We start from the raw sequence: 22512 nt of genomic DNA, 5'->3' as shown, positions 1-22512 counted from the left end.
TGCCTGCGCGTAACATAACGTTGCGCGCAACACCTTTCTGCGGGTAAAACCGGATTACTGTCATACTTATCTGTCACAGTTGGACATCTACTGGCAAAGCTCGCCATAATAGGAATGTCACTCAAACGAACGCCAACACGTTTACCTGCACACGAGGGCACTGCCATAGCGAGAAGAAATTGCCGTGTCCCGAGAGTTAACCGGAGTGTAAGTTGTAATGGGTCAGGAAAAGCTATATCTGGAAAAAGAACTAAGTTGGTTGTGCTTTAACGAGCGCGTTCTGCAGGAAGCGGCGGATAAGAGTAACCCGCTCATTGAACGCATGCGCTTTTTAGGGATTTATTCCAACAACCTTGATGAATTCTATAAAGTTCGCTTTGCAGAACTGAAACGCCGCATCATTATTAGCGAAGAACAAGGACAAGGCACCAACACCCATTCACGCCACCTGCTGGGTAAAATCCAGTCTCGCGTACTGAAAGCCGATCAGGAATTTGACGGTCTCTATAACGAACTACTGCTGGAAATGGCGCGTAATCAAATCTTTTTGATTAATGAACGCCAGCTTTCCGCCAATCAGCAAAACTGGCTGCGTCACTATTTCCGACAGTATCTGCGCCAGCACATTACCCCGACGCTGATTAATCGCGAAACCAATCTGATTCGCTTCTTAAAGGACGACTATACCTATCTGGCGGTGGAAATTATCCGTGGCGATGATATTCGCTACGCCCTGCTGGAAATTCCGTCTGATAAAGTGCCGCGTTTCGTGAATCTGCCGCCGGAAGCGCCGCGCCGTCGCAAACCGATGATCCTGCTGGATAATATCCTGCGTTATTGCCTGGATGATATCTTCAAAGGTTTCTTTGATTACGACGCGTTGAACGCCTACTCGATGAAAATGACCCGTGACGCCGAATACGATCTGGTGCACGAGATGGAATCGAGCCTGATGGAGCTGATGTCTTCAAGCCTGAAACAGCGTCTGACGGCAGAGCCGGTACGCTTTGTTTACCAGCGTGATATGCCGGATGCCATGGTCGAGATGCTGCGCGAGAAACTGACCATTTCCCGTTATGACTCCATTATTCCCGGCGGCCGCTACCATAACTTTAAAGACTTTATTAGCTTCCCGAACGTCGGGAAAGCGAACCTGGTGAACAAACCGTTACCGCGCCTGCGCCATGTCTGGTTTGATAAGTTCCGCAACGGTTTTGACGCCATTCGCGAACGCGATGTGCTGCTCTATTACCCATATCACACCTTTGAGCATGTGCTGGAACTGCTGCGCCAGGCATCGTTTGACCCAAGCGTGCTGGCGATAAAAATCAACATTTACCGCGTAGCGAAAGACTCGCGCATTATCGACTCCATGATCCACGCCGCCCATAACGGCAAGAAAGTGACCGTGGTGGTTGAGCTGCAGGCGCGTTTCGATGAAGAAGCTAACATCCATTGGGCGAAGCGTCTGACCGAAGCCGGCGTGCAGGTGATCTTCTCGGCGCCGGGTCTGAAAATCCACGCCAAGCTGTTCCTGGTGTCGCGTATGGAAAACGACGAAGTGGTGCGTTACGCTCATATCGGTACCGGCAACTTTAACGAAAAGACCGCGCGAATCTATACCGACTACTCCTTGCTGACCGCCGATGCGCGTATCACCAACGAAGTGCGCCGGGTGTTTAACTTTATTGAGAATCCGTACCGTCCGGTGAATTTCGATTATTTATTGGTATCGCCGCAAAACTCGCGCGATCTGCTGTACAAAATGATCGACACCGAAATTGCCAATGCGCAGAACGGTATTCCGTCCGGAATTACGCTGAAAATCAATAATCTGGTGGATAAAGGTCTGGTTGACCGGCTGTATACGGCCTCCAGTTCTGGCGTGCCGGTGAATTTACTGGTGCGCGGTATGTGCTCGCTTATCCCTCAACTGGAAGGCATCAGCGATAATATTCGCGTAATTAGCATTGTTGACCGTTTCCTTGAACACGATCGCATCTATATTTTTGAGAATGGCGGCGATAAAAAAGTGTATCTGTCGTCTGCTGACTGGATGACGCGAAACATCGATTACCGTATTGAAGTAGCGGCGCCGTTGCTCGATCCGCGCCTTAAACAGCAGGTACTGGATATCATTGATCTTCTGTTCAGTGATACCGTCAAAGCACGCTACGTCGATAAAGAGCTGAGTAATCGATATGTGCCGCGCGGCAACCGCCGTAAAGTACGCGCGCAGCTCGCGATTCATGAATATCTGACATCACTTGAACAGTCTGACTAATCTATGCCGATAAATGAAAAGACAGCACGACCGCAGGAATTCGCTGCGGTCGACCTGGGTTCGAACAGTTTTCATATGGTGATTGCCCGCGTTGTTGATGGCGCCATGCAGATCATTGGCCGTCTGAAACAACGCGTACATCTGGCGGATGGCCTCGACAGCAATAATATGCTGAGTGAAGAGGCTATGGAGCGCGGTCTCGCCTGTCTGTCGCTGTTCGCGGAACGCCTGCAAGGCTTTGATCCGTCAAGCGTGTGTATTGTGGGAACCCACACGTTGCGTCAGGCGCTCAACGCACCGGAGTTCCTTAAACGAGCGGAAAAGGTTATTCCCTACCCCATTGAAATCATCTCTGGTAACGAAGAAGCGCGCCTGATTTTTATGGGTGTCGAACACACGCAGCCGGAAAAAGGCCGCAAGCTGGTTATTGATATCGGCGGCGGTTCGACGGAACTGGTCATTGGCGAAGATTTTGAACCCAAACTGGTGGAAAGCCGTCGAATGGGCTGCGTCAGCTTCGCGCAGCTTTATTTTCCGGGCGGAACCATCAATGCGGAAAACTTCCAGCGCGCCCGCGTTGCAGCGACGCAGAAACTGGAAACGCTGGCCTGGCAGTTTAGAATTCAGGGCTGGGATGTCGCGCTTGGCGCATCCGGCACCATCAAAGCGGCCCACGAAGTTCTGCTGGCACTAGGGGAAAAAGATGGTTCTATCACCCCTGAGCGCCTGAAAAAACTGATTGCCGAAGTCGTGAAGTTCAAAAGCTTCGACGAGCTGAACTTACCGGGTCTGTCCGATGAACGTAAAGCGGTCTTCGCCCCAGGTCTGGCCATTCTCTGCGGGGTTTTTGACGCCCTGGCGATTAACGAGTTACGCCTCTCAGACGGTGCGCTGCGCGAAGGCGTGCTGTATGAAATGGAAGGCCGTTTCCGTCATCAGGACATCCGCAGCCGCACGGCGCAGAGCCTTGCCAATCAGTACAACATCGATCGTGAACAGGCGCGTCGCGTGCTGGAAACCACCATGCACATCTACGATCAGTGGCAGGCGCAAAACCCGAAGCTTATCAACCCGCAGCTGGCAGCACTGCTGAAATGGGCAGCCATGCTGCATGAAGTCGGTTTGAATATTAACCACAGTGGAATGCATCGTCACTCGGCTTATATTCTGCAAAACAGCGATCTGCCCGGTTATAACCAGGAACAGCAGTTGATGATGGCCACGCTGGTGCGCTATCACCGTAAAGCGATAAAGCTGGATGATTTACCGCGCTTCACGTTGTTTAAGAAAAAGCACTACCTGCCGTTAATTCAGCTTTTGCGCCTGGGGGTGTTGCTGAACAACCAGCGTCAGGCGACAACGACGCCGCCGACCCTGCGCCTCAAGACCGATGATAACCACTGGACGCTGAGCTTCCCGCATGACTGGTTCAGCCAGAATGCGCTGGTTCTGTTCGACCTGGAACGGGAACAGGAATACTGGGAGGCCGTCACCGGCTGGCGACTCAAAGTCGAAGAAGAGCAGTCACCCGGCGTGGCCGCATAGCATCAGGCCGCCTGGATCTGCCCTGGCAGATTTTCCAGCGGCTCTGGTCTGCCAATCAAATAGCCCTGCAAATAATCGATACCCAGCGCAACCACTGCGCTGCGTATCTCTTCATTCTCGACGTACTCCGCCACGACCCGCATTTTTTTCATGCGCGCCAGATGGCAAATTGAGGCGACAATCTGGTAATCCAGACTATTGGAAACGATATTGCGGATAAAACTACCGTCAATTTTCAGGATATCGGCATTCACATTTTTCAGCCGCGCATAGCTGGCATAACCGGTACCAAAATCGTCAATCGCTACGCTACAGCCCATTTTTTGCAACTGGCCGAGCGTTTGATTTGCCTGCTCCAGATTCGTTAACGAGTTACTTTCGGTAATCTCGAAGATCAACTGCCATGCCTCGACGCCATATTTTTTCAACAGGCGGGCCACATCCAGAGAAAACTGCGCCCGGCACACGGAGGCAGGCGACAGGTTAATGGCAAAACGCTGTGCGGGTAACGTTGTGCGATGAGCAGACATAAAACACAGGACATGCTCCACAACCCAAAGGTCGATACGTGACGACAGACCAAACTCATGGGCTACCGGCAGAAAATCATCCGGGTTAATGTACTGGCCGTTCTCTTCGTTCATTCGCAGCAGGATTTCGTGGTAATTATCACCGCGCATCCCGGCGATAGGCTGCACCAGCAAACTAAAGCGATTCTCCTCCAGCGCGAGCTGCAGGCGGTTCATCATATCCACTTTATCCTTAAGGCTACGCTGAAGGTTCGCCGCCCCACGGTGCTGCAAGCTTTCCGGATGATTTGTCGCCAGCGACAGGTCCGCAATGGTACTCAGTTCGCCAAGCAGCAAGTAAAGATGCTGCACCGGCGAGCGTACATAGCAATAGCTCATACCTACCTGTGGTTGTAGCGGCATATCATCCCAGAAGAAACGAAACGCCTTAATTCGGGCATCCAGCGCGTCTATACGGCTCTGGTGCGACTGGGTGTTAAGGCGAATGGCCAGATCATGACCAGAAAGATGGTAGACACGTTCATCATCATCAAGGCTGTTTTTAAGCCAGTCCGACAGTTTTTGCTTGTACTGAATACGTAGCATCACGCCATAGTTACGCCCCAGGACTTCCAGTTCAGGCACCGTTAAATAGCAGAGCACGGACCAGGGCGAACCCGCCAGCGCACGGTTAAGGGCGCGCAGATTGGGTATCTGAACAACGGGATCAAGATAGGCAAGACGACGGGCACGGGCGTGAACATGCCGTTGCCGGGTCGCCAGTACCGATACGCAAAGAATGATAAACGAGTAGACCAGGTAGCTCGACGAGGCGATAGCCAACTGAATTTCATAAGCCGGATAGACGGGAAGATAGCGATAAAAATAGTGTACCGAAACCATCAACAGCAGCGTCCAGAGCACCGATATAAACCGGTATCCATAGCGCAACGCGCCCCACAACATGACAGGCAAGACCAGAGAGAGTGTGTAATTGGTGCTGAAAATGGAGCTATTTTCATTCAGTGGCATGAGCAAAAGAATGACCAATCCCGTCAGGATACTCAGCCAGATAACCATCTCACAGCGGGTCACTTTTGGATCGAATTCATGGCGCAGTTGCGATAACCAGCTTCGCAGATAACGCGGATGACGAACGATACGAATAACCAAATAGCACAGAGGAATGCCAGTCATAGTACCGACCAGTAATGCCTGATAATCAATCAGCAAATGAATATTCAGCGACAATATGTCAGTTTTACTAAAATCCGTGTCGTACAACGCCAGCCAGATAACGAACTCGAGAATAATCAAATAAATCGTTGACGGGCAAAAAACCTGCCAGAACATGCGTTGGGCAATAAAGGCGGAGTTTCCGTAGGCAATATTTTGCCGACGCGTAACAAAAACACGATAGCCGCCCCAACTGATCACCACGGGAATAAGTAAATGAAAAATTTGCGCGACAAGTTCAGAGATATCGTGCGTGCCGATATGCAGTACCAGTGCGAGAATCATACCGGGTAGCGCCGCCCAGCCAAAGACCACCATCAGACTGAACATCAGCGCCATTGGCAAAGAGAAAAGTACAACCGTTTCACCCGCGACATGGGTATAGGTATTCGCCAGGTTAAACAGTGGCAGCAAAAGACAAGGCAACACGAGCGGTAATGCCCACCATTTATCTTTATGCTGATGATATTTTTTCAACGAAGTCATAGATGCTCGACAAAAAACCCAATTTCCCAATGGGTATTTCAGGCAGGCATCCAACCTGACTGTAAACGCGTAAATAGCAAATGAGCGTGAATTTTAGTTCTGTAGGGCATCCAGTGATTGATGCATATCAAATAAAACTCGCCGAATTAATTAATTTTTACGCTTTTTAAAAAGAGAGGCAGATTAGCATTCATGACTTAAATACTTAATTTATTTTATATAAAATTGACTAATATTTTCCACGGGTGAAATTTTGCATGGCGAAGAATTGACCTTGTCCGCACTCTGTGCCTTAATGTCAAAGTCGCCCTTTTTTGAGGGTATACCTTAAGGAACCTTTTGTGAGTCAGGCAACCCCTATGCGAAAACGACATCGATTTGACAGTCGCATGACCCGTATCGTACTTCTTATCAGCTTTATCTTTTTCTTTGGTCGTTTTATCTATTCCTCAATCGGTGCCTGGTATCATCATCAGGATAAGCTCCAGTCACAACAAGTAAGTCAACCTATCGATTCCTCTGCGCAACGCTAACGTACTGTTTTTATTCACACACGTCTTTACGTGGGATTTGTCACATCACCGCATGACGCACCATCGTCAGGATCATCACCGCGCCAAATCCGGCGAGGATCGCTCCGGCTGTGCGCTCGATAATGTGCACATATGCTGTGATACGCATCTGCACAGCGGATAACCCAATCAACGCCGCGATGGCCATATTCCACACCAGTACCGCCAGGCTCATCCATGCGCCGGAAAAGAGCTGCTGTGGAAAGGTGACATTTGCGCCAAGAATTGAGGTCATCAATGCCAGGTAAAAAAGCGCATTTTTGGGATTAAGCAACGCAGAACCCAGCCCAAGCAGGAACTGTTTTCGCCACGACGGGCAATCCATCCGGGTAGCGCTGAGCGCCAGGTTCTGCTTACGACTGCGTAACAGATGGCCGCCAATCCAGATTAAATACAGCGCTCCGGCAATCTCAATCAGACGAAACAGTACTGCATAATCCTGCAACAGCTGCCAGCCATACATCGCCAGCACAATATAGACCGCATTGCCCAGCGCGATCCCCGGACCAATCCCGACACTTCCCCGCAGGCGATAACGGATGGCATAACCGGCGAGCAAAAAGAAATCGGGACCGGGGCTTACCAGTGCGACAAAATGTGAAAGCGCAAGCAGTGGAAACGCGGCGGGAATAAATTCGGGTAACAGAGACATAGCGACCTCATCAGTAAAACGACGAGGTCACTTTATGGCGTTGGCCGACTTAATTATTGTCTGATATTGATCGCCCCAGCGCATACTGCCGGGGCGTGGATGAGGTAAAACTGACGAACGTACGGTGGAAGTGGCTTTGATCGGCAAAACCACTTTGATAACCCACATCGGCAATATCTCTGCCCGCCCGCAACTGCACTTTGGCAAACTCCACACGGGCATTATTAACCCAGGCTCCTGGCGTAAGCCCTGTTGCCAGCTTGAACTGGCGAATCAGCGTCTCTTTACGCAGCGTGTACCGCTGTGCCAGGCAATCCAGCGACGGCGGTTGCTGAATATCGGCCAGCAGCGTCGTTTGCAGGTGGTCGCAAAATTCAGCTGGTTGCATCGCAGTTTGCAGGCCAGGCAGGCTGACAAGCAGCGCGCGTACCGCCTCCTGTAATGCCCCGATCTGGTTATCTTCCATTAGAGAAATAATGTGCATAAAGGCGGTGAAGAAGGAAGGTGTGCGTAATACGGTCTGTGCACAGTAAAGATATTCCCCCGGCGTCCCCCCCAATTGTTGCAAACACCACGCCTCATCAAGATATAACATGTGATAACTACGTGGACGTTCGGCTGACGGGTTGCAACTGTGCGCTTCACGGGGAGCAATCAGCACCATATCGCCCGGATAGAGGTGATATTCACGGTCGCGGCAACGCGTGAGGGTCTCGCCGTCGATAATCGCGCCAATGGATAACTGTGGGTGCTGGTGCAGTTTGTAGGCCTGCGTACTGTCTACGGTAGAACGCCATTCGATCCACGGCACACGCGAAGAGCGCCAGAAGCGTTGTTCAATATTCCGCGTTGTCATCTCCCCTTCCTCCTCACATTATTCCATCCTTCGACACGACTACTTTTCGGCAACGCGCGTAAGCCACTCAGTATAGGCCGGACTGGTTTGCGCTGGCATATTTTGCTGCCCGGCGCTGAATTCATCTTCCATGCCGAATATTTTCCAGACCAGAGGCGCCAGTTGTGCCGCCGGGCTGTTTTCCTGCGTGGCGGTGCGTAATAGTTCCAGCGTACGCGTTTTATATTCAGCCAGCACTTCTGACTGGTAATCAAAAGCTTTCCCCAGCCCGGAGAAGTACATCATTTTCGGCACTTCCGCCTGCGGCCATTGCAATGCCATATTCAGCGGCCACTCCAGCATTGTCCGCTCACCCCATACGGCGGAACGGGGCACCTGCTGGTTGGCGACCAGCGTTAACATAAAAGCCTGACCCAGTTCACCAAGATAGATATCCATCGCCTCAACGGAGGGACGCGCATAGAACGTATCCAGCGGCTGAGGGTTCACCGGCCCCATTTTCGCCAGCAGACCTTGCTCCATCTTAAGCACCTGCGCTCCCAAATCAGACTGCGCTACCGTACCACTCTCAGTCGCGCATTGGGTCCGTTGAGTACAATCCCAAAGGCTGAGAGTAAGCTGCCACTGACGTTGCGGCCCCTCTCCTGAACAGCCGATCTCCCCGGTCACAAAGTATTTCATTTCTGGCGGCACAAGGTCGAACAGCCCATAACCATCTAACGGATGGGTTGAGACAACCGGCCCGATGCCCGCAGCGACCTGGACATAACAACGGGCAGCATAATCGCTCCAGTAGTGGGTTGCTTCGGCAAGATACAGAGGAATAGCACGAGTAAGACGTCCCAGGTCATCCTCACGCTGCGACTCGGACGGTGTCGCGTCATCGTCGATTTTACTCAGCACAAAGAAACCAATTGTGTTTGCCTCTTGCGGTTTCTGCCCGAAAAGCCAGTCGGCATTACACAGCCCGTACTGCCAGACAGGCTGCGTAAGGGCCAGCGTATTGATTTCCACCTCGCCCGGATCGGTGGCGGTACCTTGCGCATGCTGCTCGCGCATCGTCTGAAAGGCGCGGGCGGATTCATCCAGATACTGTTTAAGCGGCGGGTAGTCCAGCGCATACATCCGGCTCAACAGCTTTTCCCCCTCGTCGGGATTGCCCAGCTCCTGATAAGCGCGCAGCAAATTAATACCGGCCATCGGATCGTGGCGCTTTTCGTCATACACAGGGGCGATGAGTTCAACAAGCAGCGGTATTTCGCCGTTCCTACCCAGATCGCCTGAGATCATCATCAGCGAACTGCCGTCGTATTGCCCCTGCGCCAGTACGTCGTCATACAGCGCTCTGGCAGCCGCAACGTTGCTATGTTCGAGGTAAAAGCGCGCCAGCCAGAGTTGTGCACGCCAGGATCCAGGCAGCGCTGCAACGGTCCGCAACCCCGCGACATATCCCGCTTCCCCTTCACGCTCCTGCTTAATACTCGCCCACCAGAGCAAGCCGTTATCGAGATTGGGATCGGCTTCAATAGCCTGCCAGAGCAGTTCCTCGGCACGGCCATCGTCACCCTTGTGAGAGAAAACTTTGGCCAGATTGGTCAGCAATGTTCCCGTGGCCCCGACTTTCGCTATACCCGCCTGCAACGTGCTTTCAGCCTCGACCAGGCGTTTATTTTCCATCAGCACAATGCCCTGAATGGTATGGCTGCGTTCGGGATCGTCGTCAATCTCCACCAGATGCGCGGCAGCAGGGATAAGATCGGTGGCAAAACCATCGTTCAGGCCACTCAGGATTGCATCATAAAGTTCTGCCGCGTTATTCCACTTTTGCGCAAGACCGGGCAGGAAAACACGGTTACGCCAGTCGTTGCGGGCGATATGTATCTCTCGCCCGTTGGCGTCCCAGGCGACAATCATCTCTTCATCTGGAACCGGGACGTATTCTGCCTGCGTGTAGTCAGATTCCGCAGGGCCTGGGGTTTGTTCTTTTTTGCCGCTAAGAGCCGAGAGAAGTTTTTTAAACATAGTGAGCATCGTGGCGAATGAGGTGGGCTGATGTCCGTGTTCCGATCTTGATTCGCCCTTCGCTCTCGCCTTCCTCGTATCCGATGAGGCCGCAAGCGCAATATAGATAAAACGTCGATGAGCAAATCCAGGGCATACAAAGAACACTCAGCCAAAAGGTTGGCATAAAACGCCCGCCCCGTCTAATGCCTGGAATGGTGGGATAATGCGTCTGCCTGTTACAGGTTTAAGCGCCTGCACAAAATATCGTGCACATATTTTTCAATCACAATGTGGTTCTCTTTGCTTACTTGCACGACAAAAGCCTCGAGAAAATCGCGCGATGAATGGAGCGTATCTGCGACAAGACCATCGAAGTCGTCTTGGGTAAAACGGGCATTGCCAGGAAGAGTTGAACGCTGGAGCAACGTGTGTGCAATAACCTCAAGCACCGCACGTCGATAGTCATCGGAAAGCAGAACATCGAGGTCGGCCTGTCGAATAGCAAACGTGAAGCTAAAACTGACAAACCCGGAGTCGACGGGCAATGAATAGCTCAGTTGCTCCCCCCATTGCTCCACATGCGGTTCATATCCGTCACCCATTAAACGTACAGGCTGCATATCGCGGACTCCCTTAAATTTGATGTTGGATAGCAGAAAGCGGCGCCGGATACCCCGTTAGCGACTGCCTATTACATATCATTAATTTGCTAACCCCACATAAAAAAACACCAGCAGCGCGAGGCTTACTGGTGTCTTCGATTTCAACGCTTATGAGCAGAAGCGATAGCGCTTATTTCCACTCAATGGTTTAGAAACCATCCAACATATTGCTATCAAAGCGTTTTACGACAACCATTTCCAGACGATACCGTAATAAATACCGTCAAAATGATAAAATTTATAATATTCATCATGTTGTTATGATGATTTACACACACGCTCTCTAGATTCGTATTATTGCCGTACAACACGCATTAAGGGTTATCAGGCCATAATCAGACGCTTAAACAACAACTGCTGGATGTCCTGTCGATGTGACAGGATGGCATGTGCTGTCACTAATGCTCCCTCTACTGCATACAAAACCCGGTAACCGTCAGCGTGGTTAAATTCCCGGTACTTTGCACAGCCAATTTTCAGCAGTTCAGGGCAAATTTGGCATCCCAGCGGGAACTGACCAACGGTACTCTCAAACTGTGCGAGAATATCGACGATAACGGGGCGCGGCTCGACATCAACACGGCGCAGATAAGTCACTATCGTGTCGATACAGAGTTTTACAGTTAGCGTGTACTCAAAGGTAACCTGCTGCTCCATAGAAGTCCCTTAGCATTGCGTGTTCTGCGTTTAATCCGCAAGTCCATCCAGTAATTGGTCTTTTGAGAATACACGCCCCTCAGCTTTATCTTTCTCTGACAGGGTTAGCAGCTTCAGCAACGCGATGGCGTTTTCTCGTTCCTGCTGCTGGTCATAGGACTCTATGACATAAGCAGGAACGCCATTTTGCGTCACCAGAATGGGTTCAGAGACATCCAGTGTCGCGGCGTTTTTTTTAACGTAGCTAATTGTCTCAATTTTCATTGCATATCCCGCTTATGCTCTTCTTCGTGCAGATGGTTTTAATATAGACCATATTCAGACCACCAGCAATAAACCATCGGTTTTGTCTTTTCTGATAAATGGTCAGAGAAATAAAAAACCCTCCGTAAAAACAGAGGGTTGATTTAGTTTCTCTCTACCCGAAAGGCAGAAGGACGTTATTGCTTATTCCCACTCGATGATCAATGCTGTCTTAAAACACTATAAAATCAATAAAATAGCATTATATCTGCATGTCGATACCATACAAAATACCATGGTAAGAAAACTTGGAGACTGTACTGATCGTGTCGCCCGACGCAAAACGCTTTTAGACTGACAACTTGCACACCACAAAGGATATTCGTCCAAAAGCAGTTATTCAAAGAAGTCAACGCCCTGGGTTGGATCTTCCGCTTGCCTCCACCAGACTTACATCATCACGAAGCAATGTCACCATCGCTTCATGATGTGCTGTTATCTGCTGATCGTCCCAGTTTGTATTTCGGGTGATTTCCGCCATTCTCTTGAGCTTGGGACTTTGAAGTTCAATTGTATCCTTGAAGTTTTCGGCCTTTGCTCTGGGGAGGCTATTGCTGAATTTTGAGTTCGCGCTGACGCTTACGAGCGCGAGGTTGCCAAGCAGGTTAAGGCTAGAACCTGAAACAACCGCGCCCGACTGTTCTTTGTCAGGATGCTGTGGATAGAAGTGCTCAATGGAAGTTCTGAACTGAAATTTGAAATCTCGTTTTGAGGAGTCACTCAACAGAAGATAGTCGAGATACGAAAAGACGATACGGCTGATACCAAACCCTTGTGGTTGCTGATCTTTCTCAAAGGAGAATGTCTCTTTAACCTTGCTGCGGGCATATCCCTTCAACAAATCGGCAAGATCCGCATGTTTCACGTCTCGAGGGGCTTTAACGGAGAGCCAGCGAAGAACTTTGGTAATCCAGTGCATCGTTCGCGGAGAAGTGTAGGTAATCCGAAGCATGGACTGAAGCAGCAATACATCTCGGGTATGTGGGTCAGCACTCCCGTCCTCCTCTAAGCTTCCATTGCTGGCCGAGAAAACATGGATGTACGTCGGGGTTGGCTTCTTGTCCCCGCCTCCTTTTTTCAGTCGCTGGAGAGACCAATCGCCATCGTCACCGATGTTTGCCGTGAATTGACGCTTCAAGATGAAGCCATCGAAGAGGTTGCGGCACTTGAGAAGCATAAATGCAAAACTACGCACCCAATCGGCTTTAGCATCGGGTACATTATTTACGGCGTCGTCAAATGACTTGATGAGGCGCTTGTCGTCAAGCAGGCCTTCGTCTTCGACCTCATCGCCTTTCATAATTCTTAGAACGTGTAGCAGAAAGGCCGGAAACTCAATAGTTGAACGAAACCGCTCGTTGCCCTCGTCTTCAGTGGAATTTGACTCGAGCTCTTTAGCGTATTTTGACAACGCCTCATCCAAGGACAACGATACCCCTTCGGAGGATTGCCTTGATGAATTGATGCCGGATTGCGGACGACTTTCCATTAGCGAAGAGAAGCTGGTCACCTCCAGCCAGGACCATTCATCACCAAATACTTTGTTTCGCAAACTTGTGTCACCACGGGTCAGAGACATCTGGACATAAGAATCCATGTCAGCACAGGAATCCCAAACCCACGCAAAGCATTCGCGTTCATATTGATTGGGCAGTTTGCTCATCAGGCGAGCCTTAACAATATCAACCTGCTTGAGTTGCTGCCCACGAGTGTTCATGATCTCGAAGTAGCGATTGAGGTCGGTATTGGGTGGCAGCGAGGCACGGACGACAGTCACCTTCGTTAGCAAGAAATCGGAGAATTTTTCGCGTGAGCGATTAAGGTTTTCATTTTGTTTGAAGAACTGATTGATGATGCTGTAGCCTTCATGAATGCCAGCATCTGCATTACTCGTGGAGCCCTGCGGTCGAACGTGCTCCTTAGCCGCCTCCTGTGCTACTCGCAGCAGGGCCTCAGTTGCCCGTGCGCGCGACTCATATTGCAAGTGGCCTGCATGGCCAACCGACGGCTTCTCACCCTCACCGTCTTGCTCCAGGAAGGTAAGAAGCAGATAGAGGGTTGTAAGTCGTTGTTGTCCATCTATGACCTCGAACTCATCCTCTCTACCCCGCTTGATTACAACAAGGTTCCCAAGAAAATAGTTGTCCTGGCCCCCTACCACCGAGTCTTGAATATCGCTAATAAGTTGCTCAATCTGTTCGGCCCGCCAAGCATAGTTCCGTTGATAAATAGGAATCAGATAATTGTCAGTGAATAACTTGCCTACTGTTAACAGTTCAGGTTTCAACTCCTTCTTGCTCATTGCAGCCCCTTGATAAAAGCAACGAGTTCCTTTTCGTGGTTATCGCTGTATGGCTTACTTGTTATTGGAAGTTTGCGGACAACACTTCCAGTCATCGCATTACGTAGCAAAACAAAAGGCGATTTATTTGCATCGTTTTTACCTCGCGCTCGGTTGTCAGCAGATACAAATTGCACACGAAGTAACTCGACCCGCAAGGCATATGCCCATGCGAATAACCTATTTCGCACTTCATCTACATCTTCATCGCCAAACTTGTTTGTATAGCAAAGCAGCGCGGCAATGAACAATTCGTACACGTAGCGGTAGCGACTTTGAGATGGGCCAAAGTTTTTGAAACCTCTGTCAATAACCTCTTGTTCCAGTATCTTCAATTCGTCAAGCATGAATGTCACCATCTCGAAAAATGAGCGTCCTGCGATTATCGGGGCATCAAGCTGAAAGCGGCTGCGCCCGGCATTTCGTGCATCATGTGTAGAGGATACCGACCATGCACTTAGAAGTGGCATAGCGGCTTGTGCTGCAAGGTGATATCGCAGATTTGGCGAAAATGACCTGTGGGATCGTGATGAAATGCCCTTGAACATGCCGATGTCCCGAATAGTAAATTCGAGCGAGCTTTCGCCTCGTGACCACTTGGATATCCGGTATAAAAAAGTAGAAAAAAGCCTGTCCAGATCCTCATCGTTTACGGCTTCCCAAGCCTCAACGACAGCCACTTTCATAGCAGCGGACTCATCGTGCATTTCGCGCAGGTGGTGTGCTTTGAGCAAGTCGTGAGGGGCAAGCGGTTTGCCGCGATAGTTCTGGGAATCAAAGACACGAAATGCCTCATCAATATCGTCCGTCACAATACGCACCAACTGACATTTGTGACAGATAAAATCCAAAAACTCTTTTTTATCTTCCAACTGCGACAGGCGCCTTTGAAGCTCTATCCAAACTAGGGAGACAGGAGTTTCGCTGTTACCAGACATCGAAATTTGATGATTTATCGGATCTAAGGCCGCAAGAATCATTCGCAAAGTCAGCAGGCGCTGCTGCCCGTCGACTACATTGAGATACTCACCATCATCGTGAAGAATGATTGCACCCAAAACATAGGGAATATCTTTTCGTTCGGTATCTCGAAGAGCTTCGCTGATATCATCCACCAGTTGTAGAGCAGTCGATACATCCCAACTGTATGGGCGTTGATAGTTCGGTATCCGAAGGCCTTGCTTGAGTAGTTCATCCACGGTGACTGCACTAACACCGTTCTCTCCGTTAATCGCCATTCCTATGTCCCTTCATTGACGCTTTTCTATTTTCTCAGCGTATTTTCCGCAAACTTTATTCACCTATATGGATACTTCGATTCCGAGTGGCGGCTGTCTTGTTCACAATTTCTATCACGAGGTGCTCCTCTGGCGCATATTTAACGATCTGGGGCATGGGTCGAGAGAGCGGTTCTGATCAAAGCGAGCATCGATGGCATCAGCACAGCGCTGCAATGCACCCGGTTGTCGATACCATGGCATTTGCTGATACGGTCACATGGTATTTGCTATATCTTCGATTCAGCGTCGGCCTTAAACCATAAAAAATGCCATTGATAATGCAGTCATATCATCAATGGCACTCACTAAATCAAATAAAACAATAGGCTAAATAATAGCCTCACTCCCACTCAATTATTTTATGATAATCAATTCACATTAAAATCAAATAGTTAAATATAAACTCATCGGTGATACCAAAATTAATACCACGTCAGGAAAATACTGTTTTTTTGAATGGAGCGCCCTATACCGCAGCAACTCTACATTAGACTACCGATCCAAGAGAGGAGTGAAAAGGTCTCGAAGAGCTCTGTCGTCAAACTTCTCCCGATCATTCTTCTTCGACGACGGGAAACTCGGAGAGGGAACGGGACTGCTCCGGTTTTCAATCTCGCCGATTCGGTCCTCAATGGCTGAGACTGCGTTACTCAACACAGAGTCCGGCACACCGAAACGCGGCGCGAACTTTTTGAGAGCATCAATACGATCGGATAAGGAGGACTCGCTATCATCTTCGCTGATGCGGCTGGTATTCTCCTCGAACTCTTCTAACACAGCCGTCTGCAAGGCATAGTTGATGGTGGGCGGCAGCCCTTGCGCTGCATCCACTGCATCCACGAGATTGGCAAGCATGTCACTTGAACTCCAGCGTATAGTGTCCGTGATCGCCTTCTCGAGGAGCTCCAGTAATTCGGTTTCGTATATGAATGGACGCCCATAACCCTTGTCACCTAGCCGACAAAACAAGTCGATCAAGGCCTCTCCATCTGACCATGCACCAAAGCCCTGCTGTGGATTGCGGACAATTGTCATGATGCTATCAGCAAACGTCCGTTCGTTCGTGAGCCACCACCAGTCCATCAACATCCCTAAGCGTTTGGAGTTTGCGGCGTCGTTGTATTCAAGCGAGCGCGCGTCGCCAGCCCGAGGGCGCCAGTGCGGACGCGTTTCGATCATTTCCAGCATGCCAGCGCAGGCTCGGGCGATCTTTGTTTGATCGTCTTCGCTAAGACCGCGCGGATAAACGAAATTCCACAATCTCGACAACCAATCTATGGAGAAGGCTGTGGGGACAAGACGAATGAGTAGCTCTGTGTCCAATAGATAGGATGAGAGATAGTCCTTGAGCGAAGGGTTGAGAAAGGACACTCTTGGTCCGCTGATGTTGACAATGTTGACGAAGCTACCTTCTAGAATGCGAAGGGCCTCTTCGAAATCCTTAGGCCCGTGCGGTAGACCGTAGGCTGTGCTCATCGCTGTATGTAATGGCTCGAAAGACGCACGAAGCGTACCAAGGGACACCCCATACTCCGTGAGAAAAAACATCGCCATCAAGAGATGTCTGCACCGATGATCGATGTGTGTCCGGAATGCGGTATCCCAAATCTGGCTAGGGTTATTTAGAGCACCGATAAAGGCCGCAGGATAGTCAGCGGGTTCGATATCACCAATTCGAAATTCATCGGTCATGGCCTCAATGACACGCGGGTTATAATTCTTATGATCAATAATTTCCGCAAGCTTGTTACTTTCCAATAGCGCATGGATATGCGACTTCGGTGTCTCTGACACATATAGATGATTGTAAAGAATCCGCGCTTTAATCCGGCGAGTATAAACACCAACATCGAGAACGTACTTCGTTACATCGAGGCGCTGGTCGCCAAGATGTTCGGAAACCCTCCGGGCTTCTTCAAATATGTATCCCCGCGTCGTAAGGATAAAACGAGCATTTGGGGAACGACGTACGCGGCTCATGAACCGCGCTAAATCAGAATCCTTGTGCGCCAGAGCTTGCCGGTCGAGGGCAACCTTTCCTAGGAAGTCGTCAAAAAGGAAGACCTGCTTTTTGCTGTCGATAATGGCCGCGAAGCCGTCCTCTAGACTACGGATAGGAACGAGCTCCCACTGCTCATTCAGGAAGGTGTAACACAGCATCTCGGCCAGTGTCGTTTTACCGACACCCGGGGGCCCTGAGATGATAAGAAGCCGATGCTTCTCCAGTGTAGCCAATGATTCATCGAAGCTCGGGTTTGATGCGTAGACTCGAACCTTCTGCTCAATATCTTCTCTCGTGAACGCTGCAAAGGTATGGGCCGCCGCGCGTACGACGCGTTCTAGAACACCCGCACCTGAAAGCCATAGTTTGATGTGCGACTTGAGAATATCTGGGTACTTCCGTAGAAGACCGTTGAGGTCCTCCGGACCAAAAATATCCGCTTCAGACCTCAGACTAGGCCCTATGAGTGGAGCGAGTTTACCCTTGCCAAGCGGGGTGAACTTACAGGAAGTTGCTAAAATGTAGCGAACCGGGCCGAGCTTATCGATTGAAAATCGCTCACGCTTCATAATGGCTGTCAACTTGCCGAACGGCGAACCTTCATAATGCTTCGCCTGTAGAATGACGTTACCATTAGCCTGCGCGTGCCGACCATCAATGCCGCCATCTGGCCCTGCACAAAATGCTTCGAAGCGAAGTCCTTCTTCTCGCCCTATGAGGTCTCGAACAAGATCCTCAAAGTCGGCCCATGATAGATTTTTGAAGTCGTAACTCATGCTGCCGTATCGCCCACGGCGTCGGTGGTTGTGTTCACATTCGCAACTGCTAGAGTAGCTAGCGCTTGTGGCCCCATCATCATCTCGTAATGTGCGAGGTGATTTGTAACTTCGAAAATTCTGCGAAAAACATCGAGATAACGGGTGACCATCGCGTCATCGGCAGAAATGTACAGGTCATCGTTGAAACTGTGTGACCCATCATTCACCCAAGAAAAGAGCGAACCACATATTTGCTGGTCTCGTCCCTCGAATCTCGCGCAGATGTCATCCTTATCGAGGTTTCCGAGAATCTTGAAGTAATTCTCGAGGATGCGCCTTAGCGTGTTCTGGATTGCGATATTTGATCGGTTCGGCGACCTCACCTCCGCCCAAAGGAGCTCATAAGAAGTACTGATCGGGTTGTGATTGTAGCCGGTGATTACGGATACATTGTTTACTTTCCGTACGATCCAAAACGTCTCGTGTGCTCGGCACTCTGTGCCGCGTTTGGGATCGAAAGATACTTCCTTATGGAAGTAGATGTTGTGCGTCATTAGAAAGACCTGTTTTATAAACCCAGTCCCACTGCAAGCCTCATCAAGCACTCGTTTGATCAAAGCACTGACGATAAAGAGCACATCGCTGTCGAGGCTCGAGACAGGATCATCGAACACAACAACTCGCTCCGCGTTTATCCCGCTTGCGTTCATGCTGCCTCTAATGAGATGGTAAAAGTAGAGGAAAGTGATAAAGGTGCGCTCTCCCTCGCTAAGGCTGGTAGCCGCTTCGCTCCCATCCCCTCTCACAATTTCATAGAGGTTTTCTTGCTGGCCAGCTGTCGCGAGGCGGAACCCCGTAAAGCCGAACGATCTTAGAATAGCGTTAATCTCCGTAACTGTTGGCTTAACACTCGTTACTTCACGTTCCAACTCAGCAAGTTCATTACTGGCCTTTGCTAGCGCCGCTCGTTTTGAAGCAAGACCGGCGGTCAGGCCAGTAACGGCACGATCGAGCCCCCTTTTCGCGGTATCGTAATCAGTTAATACGAGCCTCGATTCCTCAAGTAAACATCTCCAGATTTGCGATACAAGAGTGGCCCGCTCGGTCGCCAGATTGTCAACCATCGCATTGTGCTTATCGATCTCAGTATTCGCATTGGAGATAGCTTCTTGGAGGGAGGTGACGATTTCACCAACAGGCTCAAGCGTGACTTGCGAACTTGCCTCTTTCCGTTTGCCGTCGATTTGCCGAAGATTCAACTCTAACCGTGCCGAGAGTCGATCAATGTCGGCGCGAAACGCTACCAAATCAAGATACTTGCTTCCCGCGTTGTGGATCAATTCGAGCCGAGCCAAAAGGTTTTTGGAGTGAGATTCATATGAGTCACTTATGCGATCGATTGCAGCGATATCATTAAGATAGGTCTCGTCAAAGTAGTCATTCAATTTTGTTTTTAGAGAGTCATTCATCTCCTGCTGGCAGAATGGGCACTGTGACCCCGCTTCGTCTACATAACCAAGGCCTTGCCGTACCCAATCGCTGTTACCGAGGAGACGTATGAGTGCAGCGATGTCGATGTCCTCTTTCCCTACTATTTTTTTCGAAAGAACTGCCGAGCCTTCGAGGATAACAAGGTCGTTGGCGTCAAACACTACGATGGGTGTGAGCCGTTCAAGCCCTTTCTCAAAAATTGTCAGTGCACGTTGTTTGAGCTCGTCAAGCGGAACAATCTCAGCAGAATTCTGAGTCCACTCCATTAGGATCTTGTTGCAAAAGCTGACCTTAGAATTTCGGAAACCAGTGAATGCCTCTTGAAAATGAGGATCGTGGACTGTCTTGATCTCCCAGCATTTCTGTTCGATGCCAGCCCTTAAAGTCTGGAGCTCCCCGCGCTTGCCGAAGCTTACGTCGCCCAAAGTATTTTGGAGTTGGGCAATGTCGCGGGTCAGGGATTGCACTTGGGCGTTCGCCGCTTCGATCTTGGCAAGCGTTTCAGCCTCGGCCTGCCCTAGCGTGAAAATGCCCGGCATTTGTTGAGCATAATTCCGAAAACAAAAGTCACTGTTGTAGACCAGACATTCTAATGGCTGGCCAGTCCATGTAACTGCGCAGGTAGGTTTTCCGGCGGGGTTCGCAATGACACGCGAAATAGTTGTTTTACCCGACCCGTTGGTGCCAAAAATAAAATTGATAGAACGGAGCCCTGACAGACGTTGCGTATTTGCGCCGTAACTTGCTTCGTTTGCTATTTCAATATTAGCCAGCATTATTTTCCCCTTTCGCACGACTCCCACGTCGATTATTGGTTCCCCAAGGCGCGAAAATGCTACGTTGTCAAGACTACTCCCAATATAATGTTCAATATCAAATCTAGGCACGTCATGGCAAGAGCTTCTGATGACAGATAGTTTTCCGTGTAAAACCTATAATATCATGACACTTGAGGGGCGGTTCAATGCATGACATATAATGGAGACATAGGTCAATCACCCCCATCATTTTCAGGAAGGTCTCGTGAGTTCTTAAGGTTACTCCAGAAGTCCTCATCAGTTCCAAACATGCCTGCAAGAAGGCGCTCCTCATTAGCGTTGAGACAGCGCTGCCCGCATATGATATCCCCAACATCCTGCCGAGAAATCCCCATAGCTTCCGCTAGCTCATCATGAGACATGTTCAGCGGTTTTAAAAACTCCTCTGTCAGAATTTCCCCCACTGTCACAGTCCCAGCGGTATCTGCTTTTGTGTAGTATGCAAGAATCTCTGAACGCCCCTGCTCATATGTCAGCTCACCTAAAATAATACGTGCTTTGACGGACTCGTAGAGCGGCGTGCCACTGGGGTCCTTTCCTTCAAGTCTCAGAGAAGCCTCTGCTTTGCGGAAGCCCTCGATGCGTAACCGTGAATCGAGAGTTCTAGACATAGTTTTTCCTTTGAGTTGCAGAAGTAAAGTTCGCTCAGTGAAAGCGTCAGCTCGCGCTCCCCCGTAAACTGACACGCGTGATTCAAGATTTATTATTGCCGGATAAGCTATCTCCGGCAAAATCATCTTGTTCGCGGTTATCCCGACGAGTAGCTGTTTGTTTACGTATATGTGTCGCCAACTCCCCTCCAATAGTTTGTTGGGTTCGGGAAGAGTTGCTACTTCGCTTCATTGCTTGGTACTCAGCAGCCCCGTTAGCCATACTGCTTCCCATATGGCTTGCCATGCGGCTAGCACGAGAGAACGATGCAGCAAAACCTTCGCTTCCCCCACTGGAACTACCTTTACCAGATGGTTGCTGTCCCGACGTTTCTACAGAACCGGTATCTACACCACCACCAAATCCGCCGCTTGAACCACCACCGACAGATCCGGATTCTTCGGCCATTGCCGTTTGTGCAGATTCAAATGCGGCTTTTAATGCAGAAGCCCCACCACTGACTTGAGCTGTAGCGCTCATTGCCATTGTTCCAGCACCACTAATTGCAGTAGCAGCAGCGCCCGTAATCATACCTGCTCCAAAACCTCCGATGCCTTGTAAGGATGCTCCTCCTACAACGCCAGATAGCAACAACGGTAATTTATTAGTCAATACTAAAAGAATGATTGACGCCAGAAGCAAAACGATAAGACTATTAAGATCAGGAACATCATCTTTAATAATAGAAAAATATTGATCTATAAATGATTGTCCAACCCCAATAATTAATGTCATCGTGAATAATTGAATGCCAATCGATAAAACAGTTCGTAAGTAATTAATTGCTATATCTGAGGTCCATTTCGAACCACCAAAGCCAAGCAATATAACTCCTGCATAACATAACACCCATGCAGAAACCAACATGATTAGCATATTTATCGCTATAAGGGACATCACTACCAGAACGATTATCGCGACTGTTATCATAATGGTGGATATCATTGGCGACCAAATTGATGCGGCTGAACTGACCTTTGTCAATATCGCAAACGCCATATCAACTATGCTTGATGGTGAAATACCAGCACTTATTCCTAAAGCGTTTGCTGCAAGCTGTCTCATTGAGTTAATTATGGATTGCGATATGGCTGGGCCGTTGATTAAAATATAATAAAAAAAACCAATGACGGCAAAAAAGCGAACTATTTCTGCAAGTACACCAGTCAACCCCTCCCCTTGGATCGCCATCATACCAAATCTCCAAACCATACTTATTAATACCAACCCCCAGAAGAGCCAATTCGCATAATTACCAATTACTGTTATCCATGTGCTAGCTACTTGTTGAAACTTATCTAACAAAGTATCAAGTAACCCACTACTATCTAATTGACCAGCGTAGGCGTTTACAGAAAAGAAAAGTATGGTACCTAAAAAGGTGAGTTTGCTTACTGTTTTCATA

General features: G+C 49.6%; 16 protein-coding genes. 3 read left to right on the top strand and 13 right to left on the bottom strand.

Annotated features, from left to right (window positions below; genetic code table 11):
- The first annotated feature begins 217 nt into the window (after positions 1-217).
- Positions 218-2284: a polyphosphate kinase 1 gene (gene ppk1, locus L2097_RS00605; RefSeq protein WP_047369308.1), complete on the top strand. Its 2067-nt coding sequence runs from the start codon at positions 218-220 to the stop codon at positions 2282-2284.
- A 3-nt stretch (positions 2285-2287) separates the two neighbouring features.
- Positions 2288-3829, top strand: a complete 1542-nt coding sequence (ppx, locus tag L2097_RS00600) for an exopolyphosphatase (RefSeq protein WP_047369307.1) — start codon at positions 2288-2290, stop codon at positions 3827-3829.
- 2 nt (positions 3830-3831) lie between these two features.
- On the opposite strand, the gene L2097_RS00595 is transcribed toward ppx, so the two are convergent.
- Positions 3832-6060, bottom strand: a complete 2229-nt coding sequence (locus tag L2097_RS00595) for a sensor domain-containing phosphodiesterase (protein ID WP_250351931.1) — start codon at positions 6058-6060, stop codon at positions 3832-3834.
- A 341-nt stretch (positions 6061-6401) separates the two neighbouring features.
- Between L2097_RS00595 and L2097_RS00590 the strand changes: the two genes are divergently transcribed.
- Positions 6402-6593, top strand: a complete 192-nt coding sequence (locus L2097_RS00590) for a YfgG family protein (RefSeq protein WP_064572410.1) — start codon at positions 6402-6404, stop codon at positions 6591-6593.
- Positions 6594-6633: 40 nt separating this feature from the next.
- Here L2097_RS00590 and L2097_RS00585 read toward each other — a convergent pair whose 3' ends face one another.
- The 12 genes from L2097_RS00585 to trbL all read right to left on the bottom strand — a co-directional run bounded on the left by L2097_RS00585 (position 6634) and on the right by trbL (position 22511).
- Positions 6634-7284, bottom strand: a complete 651-nt coding sequence (locus L2097_RS00585; RefSeq protein ID WP_250351930.1) for a LysE family translocator — start codon at positions 7282-7284, stop codon at positions 6634-6636.
- Positions 7285-7333: 49 nt separating this feature from the next.
- Entirely contained in the window at positions 7334-8140 is an 807-nt protein-coding gene (locus tag L2097_RS00580) for an AraC family transcriptional regulator (protein ID WP_250351929.1), read from the bottom strand.
- A gap of 39 nt (positions 8141-8179) precedes the next feature.
- Positions 8180-10162, bottom strand: coding sequence for a tetratricopeptide repeat protein (locus L2097_RS00575; protein ID WP_250351928.1), 1983 nt, complete (start codon positions 10160-10162; stop codon positions 8180-8182).
- Between the two features lie 218 nt (positions 10163-10380).
- Positions 10381-10764, bottom strand: coding sequence for a hypothetical protein (locus L2097_RS00570; RefSeq protein ID WP_229220568.1), 384 nt, complete (start codon positions 10762-10764; stop codon positions 10381-10383).
- Positions 10765-11130: 366 nt separating this feature from the next.
- Positions 11131-11463: a type II toxin-antitoxin system RelE/ParE family toxin gene (locus L2097_RS00565; protein ID WP_250351927.1), complete on the bottom strand. Its 333-nt coding sequence runs from the start codon at positions 11461-11463 to the stop codon at positions 11131-11133.
- 30 nt (positions 11464-11493) lie between these two features.
- Positions 11494-11727 carry a type II toxin-antitoxin system Phd/YefM family antitoxin gene (locus L2097_RS00560; protein ID WP_047369300.1) on the bottom strand — a complete coding sequence of 78 codons (234 nt, stop codon included), beginning with the start codon at positions 11725-11727 and terminating at the stop codon, positions 11494-11496.
- Positions 11728-12115: 388 nt separating this feature from the next.
- On the bottom strand, positions 12116-14068 hold the full coding sequence (locus L2097_RS00555; protein WP_000037308.1) for a DUF262 domain-containing protein: 1953 nt from the start codon (positions 14066-14068) through the stop codon (positions 12116-12118).
- Positions 14065-15345 (bottom strand): DUF262 domain-containing protein, encoded by a 1281-nt coding sequence (locus tag L2097_RS00550; protein WP_016246209.1) that lies wholly within the window; start codon positions 15343-15345, stop codon positions 14065-14067. Before L2097_RS00550 ends, L2097_RS00555 begins: the two co-directional genes overlap by 4 nt.
- A 534-nt stretch (positions 15346-15879) precedes the next feature.
- Positions 15880-18165 (bottom strand): nSTAND3 domain-containing NTPase, encoded by a 2286-nt coding sequence (locus L2097_RS00545; RefSeq protein ID WP_104658996.1) that lies wholly within the window; start codon positions 18163-18165, stop codon positions 15880-15882.
- Positions 18162-20414: an AAA family ATPase gene (locus tag L2097_RS00540; protein ID WP_250351926.1), complete on the bottom strand. Its 2253-nt coding sequence runs from the start codon at positions 20412-20414 to the stop codon at positions 18162-18164. The genes L2097_RS00545 and L2097_RS00540 overlap by 4 nt, the downstream gene beginning before the upstream one ends.
- A 215-nt stretch (positions 20415-20629) precedes the next feature.
- Positions 20630-21067 carry a HigA family addiction module antitoxin gene (locus L2097_RS00535; RefSeq protein ID WP_104658998.1) on the bottom strand — a complete coding sequence of 146 codons (438 nt, stop codon included), beginning with the start codon at positions 21065-21067 and terminating at the stop codon, positions 20630-20632.
- 82 nt (positions 21068-21149) lie between these two features.
- A complete protein-coding gene (trbL, locus tag L2097_RS00530) occupies positions 21150-22511 on the bottom strand; it encodes a P-type conjugative transfer protein TrbL (protein WP_250351925.1) in 1362 nt (453 codons plus the stop codon).
- Position 22512: the final 1 nt, after the last annotated feature.

Origin of the sequence: Citrobacter sp. MNAZ 1397, assembly GCF_023613995.1 — a bacterium.
GTDB classification, from domain to species: Bacteria; Pseudomonadota; Gammaproteobacteria; order Enterobacterales; family Enterobacteriaceae; genus Phytobacter; species Phytobacter ursingii.
Note: the sequence above shows the minus strand (reverse complement) of the source record. Positions and strands in the feature narration are given on the sequence as shown.